Origin of the sequence: Amycolatopsis sp. NPDC051102, assembly GCF_040682815.1 — a bacterium.
In the GTDB taxonomy this organism is placed as follows: domain Bacteria; phylum Actinomycetota; class Actinomycetes; order Mycobacteriales; family Pseudonocardiaceae; genus Amycolatopsis.
The window spans coordinates 301,382-318,280 of the sequence record NZ_JBFBBT010000009.1; the positions used below are offsets into that span (position 1 = coordinate 301,382).

Consider the following 16,899-nt stretch of genomic DNA (forward strand, 5'->3'; position numbering starts at 1 on the left):
CTCCGATCCCCGTCGTGTGACGGCTCCCTGAACTCTCGATGAACCGCGGTGGGGACAACCCCACCCGGGATCCGGTGGTCTGGCCCAGTGCGTTCGCCGTCCTCGTCTGGAACCTTCGGAACCTGGCGAAAGGGGACACCGTGAAAGCGCTTTTCGCGACGGTGGCGTCGGCAGTGTTGTTTTTCTTCGGCACGGGTCTGGACCCGCTGCCCGAGCTCGCGTGGCTGGCGCCGCTGCCAGTCCTGCTGCTCGCGCCCCGCGTGCACGGCGGGATCGCGCTGGTCTGCGCGTTCACCGCGTACCTCGCGGGCAGTATCGGCAGCTGGAGTTACTTCTGGCACTCCCAGTCGGTCCCGCGGCCGGCCGCGCTCGCGATCCTCGGCGGGAGCGCGCTGCTGTTCGCGCTGTCGGTGACGCTGTTCCGGCTGCTGGTCCGGCGTGGCCACGGCTTCCTGGCCGCGCTCGCCGCGCCCGCGTTGTGGACCGTCGCGCTCTACGGCGTCTCGCTGCTCAACCCGACCGGCGTCATGGATACCCTGATGACGACGCAGGCCGACCGGCCGGCGGTGCTGCGGATCGCGGCCGTCACCGGGGGCTGGGGCGTGGAGTTCCTCGTGCTGTTCGTCCCGGCCGCCGTCGCCGCCGCGCTCGCGCCCGGCCTGCGCGGCCGCACCCGGCTCGTCCCCGTCGTCGCGCTCGCCGCGGTCGCCGGCGGGCTCGTGTTCTGGAGCGTCCCGCCGCCGACCGGGCCGTCGGCCCGGATCGCGTTGATCGCGCCGGGTCAGCACCGCTGGGCGTCCGACGTCGCCACGCCGGACGGCCAGGCGCTGCTGCAGTCCTATGTGGACGAAATCCGCCGGCTGCCGGACGGCGTCCGGGCCGTCGTGCTGCCCGAAGGGACGTTCGCGGTCGGCCAGGCCACCCGTCCGCGGCTCGTCGAGGCCTTCGCGCAAGTCGCCCGCACCAGGAACCTCGACGTCGTCACCGGCATCATCGACACCACGCCGGAAGGCCGATTCAATGCCGCGCTCGCCATTCCGCCGTCCGGCGCCCCGCTCGAGTACCGCAAGTGGCACAACGGGGATTCGCCCGGCATCACGTCCGGCACCCAGCTCACCCGCTTCGCCGCGACCGGCCTGATGGTCTGCATGGACGTCAACTTCGCCGATCCCAGCAGCGAATACGGCGAAGCGGGCACCGGCCTGGTCCTCATCCCGGCGTCCGACGAGGACGCCGACGGCTGGGCGCACAGCCGCACGGCACTGATCCGCGGCGTCGAGAACGGCTTCTCGGTGGCGTGGAGCGCCGCCCGCGGCACGCCGATGCTGGCCGACGCGCAGGGGCACGTCCTGGCCGAAACCCGCACCGGCGACCGCCCGTTCTCGGTGGTCGTCGCCGACGTCCCGGCCGGCGCCGGAAAGACCCCGTACGCCCGCTTCGGCGACTGGTTCGCCTGGCTCTGCGGCCTGCTCGCCCTGGCCGGGACCGTGGTGGCCGCCCGCACCCCGTCGTTGTCACCCGTCACAACGAACGCCGCGCAAGTCTGAGCGTTGTCCCAGGTCGTCTCCCCCGCTCTGTGACCCATCATGAGCTGCGTCACCTACTGACGGGTAATCGGAGGCAGTCTGATGCGGGTCACCAACGGCGGTGCCAAGCGAATCCTGACCGCGGTCGTCGCGGCGATCACCCTGGGGGCCGCCGCGCCGGCGGTCGCCGAGGCGGCGCCGGCCGGCGGCTGGAACGACTGGGCCTGCCGCCCCACCGCGGCGCACCCCCAGCCCGTCGTGCTGGTGCACGGCCTCGGCGCGAACGACTCGGTCAACTGGTTCTTCCACGCGCCGAAGATCGCCGCCGAGGGCTACTGCGTGTTCTCGCTGACCTACGGCACCGGCGTCCTCGGCCCGGGCGTCGGCGGCCTCGCGTCGATGCGCGACAGCGCCGCGCAGCTGGGCCGGTTCGTCGACCAGGTCCGGGCCACGACAGGTGCGGCGAAGGTCGACATCGTCGGCCACTCCGAAGGCAGCACGATGCCCGCGTACTACCTGAAGTACGACGGCGGCGCGGCGAACGTGGCCCAATTCGTCGGCTTCGGCGCGAACTACCGCGGCACCACCCTCGGCGGCCTCGACGCGCTCGCCAAGGCGCTCCTCTCGACGGTGCCCGGCCTCGGCGCGATCCTGCGGACGGCGTGCGGCGCCTGCACCGAATACCTGGCCCCGTCGGCGTTCCTGGACGACCTCGCCCGCGGCGGTGTCCACGTGGCAGGCCCGGCGTACACGAGCATCGTGAGCAAGTACGACGAGGTCGTGACGCCGTACACGAGCGGCATCCTGAACGAGCCGGGCGCGACGGACATCGTGCTGCAGGACTTCTGCCCGTCCGACGCCGCGGGCCACCTGAGCCAGGCGATCGACCCGAACGTCACCGGGCTGATCCTGCACGCGCTCGACGCGGGCTACCGGCCGTCGTGCACGCCGTTCACCCTGCCGCTGTGAACGGCACCGCGGCGACGTGCTCCCACGGGCCGCCGCGGTAGCGCCAGATCGCCAGCCCCGTCGCGGTCGCCGCGGCGGGGCCGGGGTCGCGGCGCACGGCTTCGAGCGTGGCGGCCGCGACGTCCGGGCTGATCTTGTTCTGCACCGTCACGTGGGGTTTGAACGGCTGGGCGTCCTGGCGGGTGAGCCACGGCGACCAGCGTGCCCGCAACGCCGCGTGCAGCCGGAGCAGCGCGCCGGATTCGACGTCGAGCGCGACCCCGCGGCCGAGCGACCGGACCCGCGCGAGCGTCAGCTCGAACGGCGCGCCCGCCACCTCGGCGCAGTCGGCGAGCACGGCCGCCAGGTGCTCGCCCGGGAGGGCGTGGAACAGGGTGAGGTGGGCGTCGACGAGCTGCCGCGCCGGCGGGAACCACCGGCGCCGCAGGGCGTTCCACGCCGTCTGCGCGTGCTCGTCGACGGTGAGGGTCACGACCAGCGGCAGCACGGGATTCAGCGTACGCGCTCGCCGGCGCGCCACACGATGTTCGTGAGCGGCACGCCAGGCCGGTAGGCCAGGTGCGTCACCGAAGGCGCGTCGAGGACGTGGACGTCCGCCCGGGCACCGGGTCGCAGGAAGCCCACGTCCTCCCGGCGCAACGCCTTCGCGCCGCCCGCGGTCGCCGACCAGACCGCTTCCTCGATCGTCATCCGCATCTGCAGCACCGCTGTGGCGACGCAGAACGCCATCGACGTCGTGTACGAGCTGCCGGGATTGGCGTTGCTGGCCAGCGCGACCGTCGCGCCCGCGTCGAGCAGCCGCCGCGCCGGGGCGAGGGGCTGGCGGGTCGACAAGTCGCACGCGGGCAGCAGCGTCGCCACCGTCTCGGAAGCCGCCAGCGCTTCGACGTCCGCGTCCGAGAGGTAGGTGCAGTGGTCGACGCTCGCCGCGCCCAGCTCGACCGCGAGCCGGACGCCGGGCCCCTCGCCGAGCTGGTTGCCGTGCACGCGCAGACCGAGCCCGCGTCCGGCCGCGGCCTGCAAGACCCGCGCCGACTGGGCCTCGTCGAAGGCGCCCGTCTCGCAGAAGACGTCCGCCCAGCGCACGCTTTCCGCCACCGCGTCCAGCATCTCACCGCAAACCAGATCCACATAGGACTCGGCGTCGGCGCCGGGCGGCACCAGGTGCGCACCGAGGAACGTGACCTCGTCGGCCACCTCGCCGGCGATCCGGGCGCTTCGGGCCTCGTCCGCGACGGTCAGGCCGTAGCCGGTCTTCGTCTCCAGGCAGGTCGTTCCCTGACGGGCCGCTTCGTCGACGTGGTGACGCAGGTTCGCCGCCAGCTGCTCGTCCGACGCTTCCCGCGTCGCGCCGACGGTCGTCGCGATTCCCCCTGCGGTGTAGGGCTTTCCGGCCATCCGCGCCTCGAACTCGGCGGTGCGGTCGCCGGCGAAGACGAGGTGCGTGTGGCTGTCGACCCAGCCGGGCAGGACCGCGCGGCCTCCGACGTCGACGCGCTCGTCGGCGTCCGGGGCCTGCGCGGCGGATCCCACCCAGGCGATCTTCCCGTCCTCGACGACCAGGGCCGCCTCGGTCAGCCGGCCCAGCTCCGGGTCGTTGGTGGTGAGTTCGCCGATACCCGTGATCAGGACCGCCACAGTGCCTCGATCTCCTTCGCCAGTACGGTTTCCGGTCGTTCGACGAGCTGGTGCTCGCCGTCGCGCACCACCTCGCGGCCCGCGACGACGACGTGCCGGACGTCGGCCCCGGACGCGGCGAACACCACCCCCGACGGCTCGATCCCGGCCGTCCGGACCGAGTCCAAGCCGACGGTGACGAAGTCCGCGCCCGCCCCCTCGGCGAGCGCGCCGACTTCGTCCCACCCGATCGCCGCGTGGTCCGTGCCCGCTTCGAGGAGCTCCTCGGCGCTGAACCGGCCGCGTTCCTCGCTGGCCAGCCGGTCGTCCAGCTCCAGCGCCCGGGTCTCTTCGAACGCGTCGACGACGGCGTTGCTGTCGCTGCCGATGCTCAGCCGCACACCGGCGTCCCGCAGAGCGCGGGCCGGGCCGATGCCGTCGCCGAGGTCGCGTTCGGTGGTCGGGCAGAAGCACGCGCGCGCCCCGCTCAGCCGGTCGATGTCCGACGCCGTCAAGTGCGTGGCGTGCACGGCGACCAGCCGTTCGGTCAGCACCCCGCGGTCGGCCAGCAGCTCGGTGGGGGTGCGTCCGTAGGCGGCCTGGCACTGCTCGTTCTCGGCCCGCTGCTCCGACAGGTGGACGTGCACCACACGAGCACTGTCCACAAGCGACAGCTGGTCGGCCGGAACCGCGCGTACCGAATGGATCGCGGCGCCGACGCGGAAGAGGTCGTCTTCCTTCAGCTCGGCGACCCGCGAAGCCCAAGCCGACGCCGAGCCGTCGGAGAACCGCCGCTGGACCTCGTCGGGCTCGACACCGATGCCGCCCGCGAGGTAGCACGTGTCCAGCAGCGTCAGCCGGATCCCGGCGTCGGCCGCGGCCCGCCGCAGTGCCTCCCCCATCGCGTTCGGGTCGGCGTACGGCTTCCCGCCGGGCGCGTGGTGCAGGTAGTGGAACTCCCCGACGCTCGTGTACCCGCCCAGCACCATCTCCGCGTAGACCCCGCGCGCCAGCCGGTAGTAGCTGTCGGGGTCGAGCCGGGCCGCCAGCGCGTACATCCGCTCGCGCCACGTCCAGAAGGTGCCGCGCTCGTGGTGCGTCCGGCCCCGCAGCGCCCGGTGGAAGGCGTGCGAATGCCCGTTCGCGAACCCCGGCAGGGTGAGTCCGCTCAGCACCGTGCCGGAGCGCGGCGAGCCGGGTGCCACGCCGGTGATCCGGCCGTCGGCGACGTCGACGCGCACCGCGGACGCGATCCCGGCCGGCAGCCAAGCCTGTTCGCACCAGAAAACTGTCGGTGCCGAGCGATAGACTGGAAACGGGGGGCGCCCCCGCGGGCCGGAGGTCATCGCGCCAGCCGCTCCAGAACCGTGGCCAGTGCCGCAGCGCCCGCGTCGACGTCCTCGGCCTCGGCGAACTCCTCCGGCGAGTGGCTGATGCCGGTCGGGTTGCGGACGTAGAGCATCCCGGCCGGGACGAACCCGGCGAGGACGGCCGCGTCGTGCCCCGCGCCGGTCGGCAGCTCCGGCGGCGCGCCGAGCCAGCCGCCGAGGTCGCGCCGGAGGCCGTCGTCGAACACGACGTCGTCCGAATAGGACTCTCGCGTCACCGTCACCCGGCAGCCCTCTTCCTTCGCCGCGTCCGAGGCCGCGCGGGCGATGTCCTCGACCAGCGCCGGAGTGGCCGCGCCCGGCACCCGAGCGTCCAGCCATAGGTCCACTGTGGACGCGATGACGTTGGTGCCGCCTGGCGTCGGCACCAGGCGGCCGACGGTCGCCCGCGCGTCGGGCACGCCCGCGGCCAGCCGCCGGACGGCGGTGACCGTCGCGGCGGCGGGCAGCATCGGGTCGGCCCGATCGGCCAGCAGTGTCGCCCCCGCGTGGTTTCCCTGGCCGGTGAACGAGAACCGCCACCGCCCGTGCGCGATCACCGTGCTGCCGACGGCGACCGGCGAGCCGAGGTCGATCAGCCCCCGCCCCTGCTCGACGTGCAGCTCCAGGAACTTCCCGACCAGCCCGAGCCGGCCCAGGTCCGCACCCATCCGCGCGGGGTCGAAGCCGGCCTTCGCGGCGGCTTCGGCGAACGTCACGCCGTCGGCGTCCCGCAGCGCGCGTGCCTTGTCGGCGTCGATCGTGCCGGTGAGCAGCCGCGAGCCCAGGCACGGGACGCCGAACCGGCCGCCTTCCTCTTCGGAGAACACGACGACGGCGAACGGCTTTCCCGGCCGGAAACCCCGCTCCTGCAGCGATTCCACGGCGGAAAGCGCGCTCGCGACGCCGAGCGGGCCGTCGAAGGCACCGCCGCCGGGGACGGAGTCGAGGTGGCTGCCGGTCACGACGGCGTCCGGTCCCGGCGGTCCCCACCAGGCCCAGATGTTGCCGTTGTGGTCGGTGTCGACGTCGAGCCCGAGGCCCAGCGCGCGCTCGCCGAACCACGCACGCAGGTCTTGCTCGGGCGCGTCGAAGGCGTGCCGCGAGTAGCCGCCGCGCTTCCGGTCGCGTCCGACGTCGGCGATCTCGCCCAGCAGCCCGGAGGCGCTCACTCGGCGTCCCGCATCGGCACCCGCACACCCCGCTCGTCGGCGACGTCGGCCGCGCGCTCGTAACCGGCGTCGACGTGCCGGATGACACCCATGCCCGGGTCGTTGGTGAGCACCCGCTCCAGCTTCTGCGCGGCCAGGAGCGTCCCGTCGGCGACGCTGACCTGCCCGGCGTGGATGGACCGGCCCATGCCGACGCCGCCGCCGTGGTGGATCGACACCCAGCTGGCCCCCGAGGACGTGTTGACCAGCGCGTTCAGCAGCGGCCAGTCGGCGATGGCGTCGGACCCGTCGGCCATGCCTTCGGTCTCGCGGTACGGCGAAGCGACGCTGCCGGAGTCGAGGTGGTCTCGGCCGATGACGACCGGCGCCTTGAGCTCGCCGCTGGCCACCATCTCGTTGAAGCGCAGGCCGGCCAGGTGCCGCTCGCCGTAGCCGAGCCAGCAGATGCGGGCCGGCAGCCCCTGGAACGCCACGCGCTCGCCGGCCAGCCGGATCCAACGGGCGAGAGATTCGTTCTCCGGGAACAGGTCCAGCATCGCGCGGTCGGTGGCGGCGATGTCCTCGGGGTCGCCCGAGAGCGCCGCCCAGCGGAACGGGCCGTTGCCCTCGCAGAACAGCGGGCGGATGTAGGCGGGCACGAAGCCGGGGAAGTCGAACGCGCGCTCGCAGCCGCCGAGCTTGGCCTCACCGCGCAGGGAGTTGCCGTAGTCGAAGACCTCGGCGCCCTTGTCGAGGAACCCCAGCATGGCGTCGACGTGGTCGGCCATCGACTCGCGCGAGCGGTCGGTGAACTCGTCGGGCTTCTTGGCCGCGTAGTCGTGCCAGTCGTCGACGCTGACGCCCTTGGGCAGGTACGAAAGCGGGTCGTGCGCGGACGTCTGGTCGGTGACGATGTCGACCTCGACGCCGCGGCGCAGCAGCTCCGGCAGCACCTCGGCGGCGTTGCCGACGACACCGACGGACAGCGCGCGCTTCTCCTGCTTGGCCTTCGTCACGCGGGCGATCGCGTCGTCGAGGTCGTCGGCCACCTCGTCGAGGTAGCGGGTCTCGACGCGGCGGTGCGCGCGCTGCGGGTCGCACTCGATGACCAGCGCGACACCGTCGTTCATGGTCACGGCCAGCGGCTGCGCGCCACCCATGCCGCCGAGGCCCGCGGTCACGGTCAGGGTTCCGCGAAGGGAGCCGCCGAACTTCTTCTTCGCGACGGCGGCGAAGGTCTCGTAGGTGCCCTGGAGGATGCCCTGGGTGCCGATGTAGATCCACGAGCCGGCGGTCATCTGGCCGTACATGGTCAGGCCCTGCTGCTCGAGGCGGCGGAACTCCGGCCAGGTCGCCCAGTCGCCGACCAGGTTCGAGTTCGCGATCAGCACGCGCGGCGCCCACTCGTGGGTGCGGAACACGCCGACCGGCTTGCCCGACTGCACCAGCAGCGTCTCGTCGATATCCAAAGTGGTCAGTTCGCGGGTGATCGCGTCGAAGCTGGCCCAGTTGCGCGCGGCCTTGCCGGTGCCGCCGTAGACGACGAGGTCTTCGGGCCGCTCGGCGACGTCGGGGTCGAGGTTGTTGTGGAACATCCGCAGCGCGGCTTCGGTCTGCCACGACTTGGCGGTGAGCTGGGTGCCGCGGGCGGCACGGACGACGCGGGGCATCAGACCTCCAGACGGGCGGCGTCGAGGACGGCGCCGGAGCGGACGAGTTCTTCGGCGGCCGCGATCTCGGGCGCCAGGTGCCGGTCCGGGCCGGGGCCCGCGACCTTCGTGCGGAGCAGGTCGCGCACCGCGCCGGTGACCGGCGACGGCTCCAGCGGCGCGCGGAAGTCCAGCGCCCGGGCCGCCGTCAGTAGCTCGATGGCGAGGACGGTCGTCAGGCCGTCGACGGCCTTGCGCAGCTTCCGCGCGGCCGACCAGCCCATGGAGACGTGGTCCTCCTGCATGGCGCTGCTCGGGATGGAGTCGACGGACGCCGGCACGGCGAGCCGCTTGAGCTCGCTGACCACGGCGGCCTGGGTGTACTGGGCGATCATGTGCCCGGAGTCGACGCCGGGGTCGTCGGCGAGGAACGGCGGCAGGCCGTGCGAACGCGCCTTGTCGAGCATCCGGTCGGTGCGGCGCTCGGCGATGCTGGCGACGTCGGCGACCGGGATGGCCAGGAAGTCGAGCACGTAGGCGACCGGCGCGCCGTGGAAGTTGCCGTTGGACTCGACGCGGCCGTCGGCGAGGACGACCGGGTTGTCCACAGCGGACATCAGCTCGCGCTCCCCGACGAGCTCGGCGTGCGCGAGGCTGTCCCGCGCGGCGCCGTGGACCTGCGGGGCGCAACGCAGCGAGTAGGCGTCCTGGACGCGGTTGCAGTCCGGGCCGCGGTGGCTTTCGACGATCTTCGAGCCCTGCAGCGCCTGCCACATCCGCGCCGCGGACGTCGCCTGCCCGGGATGCGGCCGCAGGGCCTGGAGGTCGGCGGCGAAGGCGCGGTCGGTGCCGAGCAGGGCCTCGACGCTCATCGCGGCCGTCAGGTCGGCGACGTCGAAGAGCCGGTGCAGGTCGGCGGCGGCGAGCAGCAGCATGCCGAGCATGCCGTCGGTGCCGTTGGTGAGGGCGAGCCCCTCCTTCTCGGCGAGCACGACCGGCTCGATGCCGGCGTGCTTCAGCGCGTCTGCCGCCTTCATCACTTCGCCGCGGTACGTCACTTCGCCCTCCCCCATGAGCGCGAGCGCGACGGCGGCGAGGGGCGCGAGGTCGCCGGAGCAGCCAAGCGAGCCGTACTCGTGGACGATCGGGGTGATGTCGGCGTTCAGCAGGGCCGCAAGCGCTTGCGCGGTCCCCGGCCGGACACCGGTGTACCCGCTGGCGAGGGTCCGCAGCCGCAGCAGCATCAGCGCCCGGACGACCTCGGGCTCGACCGCGGGCCCGGCGCCGGCGGCGTGCGAGCGGATGAGGCTCCGCTGCAGCGCGGTCCGGCTCTCGACGGGGATGTGACGGGTGGCGAGCGCGCCGAAGCCGGTCGAGACGCCGTAGGTGGGCGTGACGGCGTGGGCGAGGTTCTCGATGTGCTGACGGGTCGCGGCGAGGTTCTTCTCGGCGGCGTCCGCGAGCCCGACGGGCGCGTGGCCGCGGACGACGTCGACGACCTGGGCGGCGGTCAGCGGTTCCGGCCCCAGAAGCACTTTTTCCGGCATGGGCTCATTGCACCCCTTCGGAACCGCTGGTGGGATGCCCCACCGAGTGGTTCTGTCTGGTATCCCAGACGTAGGCTCGGTGCATGGGCGAGAGCAGCGAAGTCCCGGCGCTGCGCCGCGGGCTGGCGGTGCTGCGCCTGCTGGCCACGCGCCCGGGCCCGGTCACCGCGGCGGCGATCGCCCGCGAAGCCGGCCTCCCCCGGTCCACGACCTACCACCTGCTCAACGAGCTGGAGGCCGCCGGCTTCGTCGTCCACCTCCCCGCCGAACGCCGTTACGGCCTGGGCATCGCCGCCTTCGAGCTGGGCTCGGCCTACCTGCGCCACGACCCGCTGGAGCGGCTGGCCGGCCCGTTGCTGCGCAAGCTGGTCGACCGCGTCGGGCACACCGCCCACCTGGGCGTCCTGCACGGCAACGAGTCGCTGTACCTGATCAAGGAGCGCCCGGCACGCCCGGAGACGCTGGTGACGGAGGTCGGCGTCCGGTTGCCGGGTCAGCTGACCGCGTCCGGCCGGGCGATCCTGCGGCACCTGCCGGCGCCGCACGTCCGCGCGCTGTTCCCGTCGGCGACGGCGTTCGTCCTCCGCACCGGCCGCGGCCCGCGGACCCTGGCCGAGCTGCGCCGCACCCTCACCGCGGAACGCCGTCTCGGCTGGTCGGTCGAGGACGGCCACGTCACGGCGGGTTTCGCCTCGGTGGCCTGCCCGGTCTTCGACCACGGCGCCCGCCCGCTGGCCGCGATCAGCGTGACCCTCCGCCACCACTGCGCGGCCGAGCCGTGCCGGGAGACGTGGCCGGACCTGGCGGCGGAAGTGGCGGCCACGGCGGCCGAGCTGACCACCCGGATCGGCGGCCACCCGGGTTGACCCGCTGGTGCGATCGGGGCAACTGGAACGTGGACGCCTCGATTCCGCTCCGTCAGCTCTCTACCGTGGCTGAGCAGCGGTTCCGAGGGATACCAGCGATGGATGACGCGCGTGCGGCGAAGGTGCGGCTGGGCCGTGCCCTCGTTCCACCCGCGCGGTGGGGGTTGTGGCGGCAGGGTCCGCGGGTGGTCGGTTACTGCCTGCTGACGGAGGCCGTGGCGGTGGTGCTGGCGCTGCGACCGGTCCCGCAGCCGGCCGACCGCCGGATGCTGCTGGTGCTGGGGGCGCTGCTGCTGCTCGGGGTGGCCCAGGCGGAGACCGGCCGGCGGGTGGAGCGCAACCAGCGCCGGATGTCGGCGGCACCGCACATCAACATGACGTCGGCGTGGACGTTCGCCGGAGTGCTGCTGCTCCCGCCGCTGCTGCTGGCGGCACTGGTCGGCGGCCTGTACTTGCACCTGGCCCTGCGCAGCTGGTTCCGCCTGCGGCGGGTACCGGCGTGGCGCACGGTGAGCAACGCGGCGATCATCCTGCTGTCCTGCTACGCGGCGCAGGGGGTGTTGCGGCTGACCGGCGTCGAGGACGTCCGGGCGGCGATCGCACGCGGCTGGGGTGGCGCTTCGGCGGTGGTGGCGGCGGCGTTGACGTTCTTCTTGGTGAACGCGCTGCTGGTGCTCCCGGCCCGCCGCGAGGTGGGCCGGACACCGCTGGCGTTGTTCGGCACGTGGTCGGACAACGGCCTGGAACTGACCACGCTCTGCCTGGGCGCACTCAACGCGGTGACGCTGGTGACGTTGCCGGGGTTGACGGCGCTCGTGCTGCCGCCGGTCCTGCTGCTGCACCGGACGGTGCTGGTGAAGCAGCTGGAGGTGGCGGCACACCGCGACGAGAAGACTGGGCTGTACAACGCCGGGGGCTGGCGCGAACTGGCCGAGCGAACGCTCAGGGACGCCCGCCGCCGCGCCACCTCGTTCGGTCTGCTGATGCTGGACCTGGACCACTTCAAGCAGGTCAACGACACCTACGGCCACCTGGCGGGCGACGCGGTCCTCCACGCGGTGGCGCACACGATCACGTCGGCGGTCCGCGGCCGGGCGGACGCGGTGGGCCGATTCGGCGGCGAGGAGTTCGTGGTCCTCCTGCCGGGCCTGGCCCACCCGGAGACGGCGGCGGTGGCCGAGCGCATCCGCAACGCCGTGAGCACGCTGACGGTCCCGGTGGGCCAGTTGCCGATAACGGGCCTGTCGGTCTCGATCGGCATAGCGACCTACCCGAAGGCAGGCACGTCCCTGAAGCGTCTACTGGACGCAGCGGACACGGCGCTCTACCACGCAAAGGCAACGGGCCGGAACAAGGTGGTCCACGCAGCGGACCTGACGTGACTCAGGCGGTCTTGTGTCGCCGCTCGACATCGAGCCCGAGCATGGCAAGCAGCTCGGTGCAGTCCCGGACATCCGAGGAGTGCCCGGCAACGGTGAGAACGGCCCGATCGTTCTGTTCGGCAAGCCGAACAGCCTCTTCGGCCCGGATAACCCCCATCCGGCTGTCATCATCATTGGCAAGAGAGCTGCCACTACGCCGGGCCCAGGTCATCTGGCCACCTACTTCCGACCCCACGGGTGCGGAGCCATGGTCGGACCCTAAGCATGACACTCACAAAAACTTCACTCGCAAGTGGGTTCGGCCACAGGCCCCTGGTCGCTCTTCGTAGCGATGTTCTCTGGGGCCTTCCGGCACCCCGAAGCTGTCATTGTGACTACGGCCGGCAGCGCCGCGTCAAGGCGGGAAAGCGTGCCTTGACCCGGCGCTGCCGGCCGTGTTCTGGCTTCGGATCGGGGTGCGGGGGAGGTCTGGGTCCTCGTCGGCGCCGGTTCTCGTGACCCCTCGCGTCAGGCGGGGGTGGGCGCGGCTGGGGCGGGGGCTGGGTGCGGGAGCCGCGCAGCGGGTGCGGGAGGGGTTGGCAGGAGCCTGCCCGGCTTTGGGGAGAGGCCGCCGGGACGCGGGCTCCGAGGCCGAGGCTGCCTCGGGGCTTCGCCCCGAGGCGAGGCGGGGCCCGGGCGAAGCCCGGAGAGCTGCGAGGGCAGGGCGAAACCCGGAAGGGGTTAGGGCGAAGCCCGAAGGCGAAGCGGGGGCCGGGCGAAGCCCGGAGGGGCAAGGGGCGAAGCCCCAAGGTCAGGCAGGGGCGAAGCCCCGACGCCAGAGAGGGCCCGGGGCGAAGCCTCGGAGAAGGGGGTCCAGGGGGCGAAGCCCGCCTGGCGGGGGTCTGGGGGTTCGACCCCCAGAGAACACGAACGAAACGAGAGAAGGCCCAGCCCCGAAGGGGCGTGGGCCTTCTCGAAGTGGAGGTGCCGGGAATTGAACCCGGGTCCTCTGGCGTCTTGACAGGGCTTCTCCGTGCGCAGTCCGCTACGTCTCTGCTTGGCTCCCTCAATCACGCGAACAAGCTGAGGTGACGAGCCCAGCCACTGTTTGCTTCACGACTGTTCCCCGTGGCCGGGACAGTCGCTGAGCCTCCTAGCTGATGCCGGTACCCGGGTCGGAGGCGAACCCGGGCCGACAGAGTCGCACTCGCTCAGGCGGCGAGGGCGAACTCGCGCTGACTGGAGTCGGCGCTTATTGGTTTGCGATGACGCTTACGGTGGTCTCTCGCCTGCACCGGCACGCTTCCCCTGACTCGACGTCCAAAGTCGAAACCGTTCACCCCCTTGTCGGGATCACAACCTGTTCATCATAACGCCCGGCGCCAGCTCTTTAGTCCGGGTGGGGTGGGGTCAGCCCTACCGCGGGGATGCCCGCTCGCACCATGTCGCCGATCTCGGGGAACCGCGATGCTGGTTCTCGGTGAAGGGAGCGCGGTCATGGTGAGCGACAGGCGGGATCCGCCGTTCGGTGGTTCGGTGGTGTTCTTGCTGATGAACCTGCCGTTGGGGGTGCTGGCGTTCGGGTTCCTCGCCGCGTTCGTGTCGGCCGGTGTGGGGACGGCGGTGGTGTGGGTGGGTGTCGGTCTGCTCGCTCTGGTCGTGCTTGCCGTGCGTGGGGGTGCTCGGCTGGAGCGGGCGCGGGTCTATGCGCTGCTGGATCGCTACATCGACCTTCCTTACCTGCCGTTGCCGGCCGGGAAGCAGGCCGCGCGGTGGAAGGCTCGGCTGAAGGACCCTTCGACCTGGCGGGACTTCACGTACTTCGCGCTCCTGTTCCCGGTTGGTCTCGTCGAGTTCGTGCTGGTGACGGCGTTCTGGTCGACGAGCCTGGCGTTGGCGGGGCTGCCGATCTACTTCCGGTGGCTGCCGGGCGGTGCCTATCACTTCCCGGCGTGGGACGTGCCCTGGCTGACCGTGGACTCGACCGTCGAGGCGCTACCGTGGGCGGCACTGGGGGTGTTGTTCGTCGCCTTGTCGGTCGCGCTGACGAAGGCGCTGGCGGGGACGCACGCCCGGCTGGCGAACGCGCTGCTGGGGCCGACCGTGGCGCAGCGTCACCGGATGGAGCGCTGGTGGGAAGACGCGGAAGAGAAGAACCTGGTGGCGGGATGACCGACGTACGTGCACTGGACCACCCGCGGCCGCACCCGGCTCGCACGATTCTCTACATGATCGTCAGCTTCGTCTTCCGGCTCCTGCAGTTCGTGCTGATCGTGGTCGGCGTCGGGGTGGGTGTCTCCACGGCGGTGATCTGGGTCGGGTTCCCGATCCTGCTGGCGACGACGAGCTTCGTCCGCTGGTCGGGTGACCGTGAGCGCGGCTGGGCGGGCCGGATGCTGAGCGTGCCGCTGCCGCGGGTGGAGCGCCGGCCCGTCGAAGGGCTCCCCCTGCTGCGGCGGTGGGTCACCCGGTTGAGCGACCCGACGACGTGGCGTGACCTCGCCTACCTGATGGCGGCGTTCCCGCTGGCGTGCGCGGAGCTCGCGATCGCGCTGGCGTCGATCGTGCTGCTGCCGATGGCGATCTGGGTGACGCCGTGGCTGGGGTACCTGCACGGCGAGCTGGCCCTGGCGCTGCTGGGCCCGGACCGCACGAAGCGGCTGGAGCAGAAGGCCGAGCGGCTGCAGGCGTCGCGGGCCCGTGGTGTCGACGCGGCCGAAGCCGAACGCCGGCGCATCGAGCGTGACCTGCACGACGGTGCCCAGCAGCGGCTGGTGGCCGTCGCGATGAGCCTGGGGCGGGCGAAGTCGAAGTTCGACCACGACCCGCAGGCGGTGCGGGAGCTGATCGACGAGGCGCACTCGGACGCGAAGCTCGCCGTCTCGGAACTGCGGGACCTCGCCCGCGGCATCTATCCCGCCGTCCTCGGCGACCGGGGGCTGGACGCGGCGCTGTCGGCGCAGGCGGCGAAGTCGCCGATCCCGGTCGACGTGCGGGTGGACGTCGAGCCGCGGCCGCCGGCCGCGGTGGAGACGACGGCGTACTTCATCGTCGGCGAGACCTTGACCAACATCGCGAAGCACTCCGGAGCGTCCGAAGCGGGCGTGAAGGTGTGGCGGACCGACGACCACGTCGTCGTCGAGATCACCGACAACGGCCACGGCGGCGCGGAGGTGCGGCCCGGCGGCGGGCTGGCCGGGCTGGCGGACCGCGCGGCGACGATCGACGGCGTGATCACCGTGGTCAGCCCGGTCGGCGGGCCGACCGTGATCCGGGCTGACCTGCCCTGCCAGTGGTGAATAGGCTGGACCCCGTTCAACCACGAACCTGGGGGCCGGATGCGGGTAGTCATCGCCGAGGACGCCGTCCTGCTGCGGGCGGGGGTCACGCGCCTGCTCGCCGATGAGGGGATCGAGACGGTCGCGGCCGTCGACAACGGGGACGACCTGCTCGGCGCGGTCACCGAGCACCGTCCCGACCTCGCGATCGTCGACGTCCGGATGCCGCCGACGTTCACCGACGAGGGGCTGCGCGCCGCGCTGGCGGCGCGCAAGGAGGTGCCGGGGCTGCCGGTGCTGGTGCTGTCGCAGTACGTCGAGGAGTCCTACGCGGTGGAGCTGCTCTCCGGCGGTGCCGGCGGGGTCGGCTACCTGCTGAAGGAGCGCGTGGCCGACGTCGTGGACTTCGTGGACGCGGTCCGCCGGGTGGCCGGCGGCGGCACGGCGATCGACCCCGACGTCATCGCGCAGCTGATGGCTCGCGGCCGCCGCAACCCGCTGGACGCGCTGACCGCCCGCGAGTCCGAGGTCCTCGGCCTGATGGCGCAGGGCCTGTCGAACACCGCGATCGCGAACTCGCTGGTGGTCTCGCACGGCGCGGTGGAGAAGCACATCGGCAACATCTTCTCGAAGCTCGGGCTGGAAGCCAGCGCGGAGGAACACCGCCGCGTGCGGGCGGTGTTGACCTACCTGGGCCGCTGAGCCCGCCACCGTTCGACGGCGACCTGCACCGCCTCCTCGTCCTCGCGGGCGTGCGCGCCGGAGGCTCCGGCGGCGCCGAGGACCACCTCGCCGTCGGTGACGAGAACCCCGCCGGCGTACGGGACGTAGTCGCCGTGGAAGAGGTGCTGGATGCCGTCGACGATCGGACCGGGCAGCTCCAGCCCGCCGGAAGGCTTCAGCGTGAGCAGCGCGGTGCGAGCCTTGGCCACGGCGATCCGGCTGGTCATCGGCATCCCGCCGTCGGCGCGGCGCAGCGCGATGACTTCGCCGGTGACGTCGAGCACGGCCACGGCCAGCGGCGGGAACCCGCGCTCCGCCCCGGCCGCCAGGGCGGCGTCCACCAGCCGGTCGGCGTCCGCCAGCGTGAGTCCCGGGAGGCGTGGCGATCCGATCACGGGCTCGAGCCTAGTGCCGCCACCCCGGCTCGCGGCGACGGACCGTGACCGCAGGTCCCGTAGGGTGGACGCGGGGTCACCCGTTCCGCGGGCGGCACCACTGTGAGCGCTCACCTACCATGAGCGGACTGTCGGCGAGAGGAGCGCGCAGATGTCCGACGAGACCCGCTGCGTCCGCTTCTTCGGCGGCCCGCTCGACGGCCGCGTCCAGGAGCTCGGGGACGCCGAGCCGGTGCCCGGCACCGTCATCCGGCACATCCACCTGCACGGCGGCCCGAAGATCGAAACCCGCTACGAGCTCGGCCTGACCGAGACGGGCTGGGAGTACCGGGTCGCGGCGGCGCAGCACGAACCGGAGCCCGACGGCTCGAGGTAGGGAGAACCCCCGGAGCCACCGGGGGTGAACAGCACCCCGGAAAGACCGGTCAGCACCGCTGTTCCGCCAGGTCG

General features: G+C 72.6%; 16 protein-coding genes and 1 other RNA gene. 8 read left to right on the plus strand and 9 right to left on the minus strand.

Annotated features, from left to right (window positions below; genetic code table 11):
* Nucleotides 1-140 precede the first annotated feature (140 nt).
* A complete protein-coding gene (locus tag AB0M93_RS25845) occupies nucleotides 141-1,547 on the plus strand; it encodes an acyltransferase (RefSeq protein WP_364276979.1) in 1,407 nt (468 codons plus the stop codon).
* 81 nt (nucleotides 1,548-1,628) lie between these two features.
* Entirely contained in the window at nucleotides 1,629-2,495 is an 867-nt protein-coding gene (locus AB0M93_RS25850) for a lipase (RefSeq protein ID WP_364276981.1), read from the plus strand.
* Here the strand turns inward: AB0M93_RS25850 and AB0M93_RS25855 are convergent.
* The 6 genes from AB0M93_RS25855 to hutH form a co-directional block, all read right to left on the minus strand.
* On the minus strand, nucleotides 2,479-2,982 hold the full coding sequence (locus AB0M93_RS25855) for a 2'-5' RNA ligase family protein (RefSeq protein WP_364276983.1): 504 nt from the start codon (nucleotides 2,980-2,982) through the stop codon (nucleotides 2,479-2,481). The two genes, AB0M93_RS25850 and AB0M93_RS25855, sit on opposite strands and share 17 nt — an antisense overlap.
* A gap of 5 nt (nucleotides 2,983-2,987) precedes the next feature.
* The gene (gene hutI, locus AB0M93_RS25860) at nucleotides 2,988-4,133 is read right to left on the minus strand and encodes an imidazolonepropionase (RefSeq protein WP_364276984.1); all 1,146 of its coding nucleotides are present in this window, start codon (nucleotides 4,131-4,133) and stop codon (nucleotides 2,988-2,990) included.
* The gene (locus tag AB0M93_RS25865) at nucleotides 4,121-5,353 is read right to left on the minus strand and encodes a formimidoylglutamate deiminase (RefSeq protein WP_364276986.1); all 1,233 of its coding nucleotides are present in this window, start codon (nucleotides 5,351-5,353) and stop codon (nucleotides 4,121-4,123) included. The genes hutI and AB0M93_RS25865 overlap by 13 nt, the downstream gene beginning before the upstream one ends.
* A gap of 101 nt (nucleotides 5,354-5,454) precedes the next feature.
* A complete protein-coding gene (locus AB0M93_RS25870; protein WP_364276987.1) occupies nucleotides 5,455-6,651 on the minus strand; it encodes an allantoate amidohydrolase in 1,197 nt (398 codons plus the stop codon).
* Nucleotides 6,648-8,300: a urocanate hydratase gene (gene hutU / locus AB0M93_RS25875; RefSeq protein ID WP_364276989.1), complete on the minus strand. Its 1,653-nt coding sequence runs from the start codon at nucleotides 8,298-8,300 to the stop codon at nucleotides 6,648-6,650. Before hutU ends, AB0M93_RS25870 begins: the two co-directional genes overlap by 4 nt.
* Nucleotides 8,300-9,826, minus strand: coding sequence for a histidine ammonia-lyase (gene hutH, locus AB0M93_RS25880; RefSeq protein ID WP_364276991.1), 1,527 nt, complete (start codon nucleotides 9,824-9,826; stop codon nucleotides 8,300-8,302). The genes hutU and hutH overlap by 1 nt, the downstream gene beginning before the upstream one ends.
* Nucleotides 9,827-9,909: 83 nt before the next feature.
* Between hutH and AB0M93_RS25885 the strand changes: the two genes are divergently transcribed.
* Nucleotides 9,910-10,692: an IclR family transcriptional regulator gene (locus AB0M93_RS25885; protein ID WP_364276993.1), complete on the plus strand. Its 783-nt coding sequence runs from the start codon at nucleotides 9,910-9,912 to the stop codon at nucleotides 10,690-10,692.
* Nucleotides 10,693-10,790: 98 nt separating this feature from the next.
* The gene (locus AB0M93_RS25890) at nucleotides 10,791-12,074 is read left to right on the plus strand and encodes a GGDEF domain-containing protein (protein WP_364276995.1); all 1,284 of its coding nucleotides are present in this window, start codon (nucleotides 10,791-10,793) and stop codon (nucleotides 12,072-12,074) included.
* Between the two features lies 1 nt (nucleotide 12,075).
* Here the strand turns inward: AB0M93_RS25890 and AB0M93_RS25895 are convergent, their stop codons facing one another.
* Together AB0M93_RS25895 and ssrA are read right to left on the minus strand one after the other, a co-directional pair.
* A complete protein-coding gene (locus AB0M93_RS25895) occupies nucleotides 12,076-12,285 on the minus strand; it encodes a hypothetical protein (protein ID WP_364276997.1) in 210 nt (69 codons plus the stop codon).
* Between the two features lie 744 nt (nucleotides 12,286-13,029).
* Nucleotides 13,030-13,397: a transfer-messenger RNA gene (ssrA, locus tag AB0M93_RS25900) on the minus strand.
* A gap of 153 nt (nucleotides 13,398-13,550) precedes the next feature.
* Here ssrA and AB0M93_RS25905 point away from each other — a divergent pair.
* From AB0M93_RS25905 to AB0M93_RS25915, 3 genes are read left to right on the plus strand one after another with little or no spacing between them, the layout of a single operon-like run.
* On the plus strand, nucleotides 13,551-14,225 hold the full coding sequence (locus tag AB0M93_RS25905; protein WP_364276999.1) for a sensor domain-containing protein: 675 nt from the start codon (nucleotides 13,551-13,553) through the stop codon (nucleotides 14,223-14,225).
* On the plus strand, nucleotides 14,222-15,352 hold the full coding sequence (locus AB0M93_RS25910; protein ID WP_364277001.1) for a sensor histidine kinase: 1,131 nt from the start codon (nucleotides 14,222-14,224) through the stop codon (nucleotides 15,350-15,352). Before AB0M93_RS25905 ends, AB0M93_RS25910 begins: the two co-directional genes overlap by 4 nt.
* Before the next feature lie 39 nt (nucleotides 15,353-15,391).
* Nucleotides 15,392-16,033 carry a response regulator transcription factor gene (locus AB0M93_RS25915; protein ID WP_364277003.1) on the plus strand — a complete coding sequence of 214 codons (642 nt, stop codon included), beginning with the start codon at nucleotides 15,392-15,394 and terminating at the stop codon, nucleotides 16,031-16,033.
* Here the strand turns inward: AB0M93_RS25915 and AB0M93_RS25920 are convergent.
* Complete coding sequence (locus AB0M93_RS25920) at nucleotides 16,018-16,449, minus strand: heme-binding protein (RefSeq protein ID WP_364277005.1); 432 nt, start codon at nucleotides 16,447-16,449, stop codon at nucleotides 16,018-16,020. The two genes, AB0M93_RS25915 and AB0M93_RS25920, sit on opposite strands and share 16 nt — an antisense overlap.
* A gap of 151 nt (nucleotides 16,450-16,600) precedes the next feature.
* On the opposite strand from AB0M93_RS25920, the gene AB0M93_RS25925 reads away from it, so the two are divergent.
* Nucleotides 16,601-16,825, plus strand: a complete 225-nt coding sequence (locus tag AB0M93_RS25925) for a hypothetical protein (protein ID WP_364277007.1) — start codon at nucleotides 16,601-16,603, stop codon at nucleotides 16,823-16,825.
* The last annotated feature ends 74 nt before the right edge of the window (nucleotides 16,826-16,899 follow it).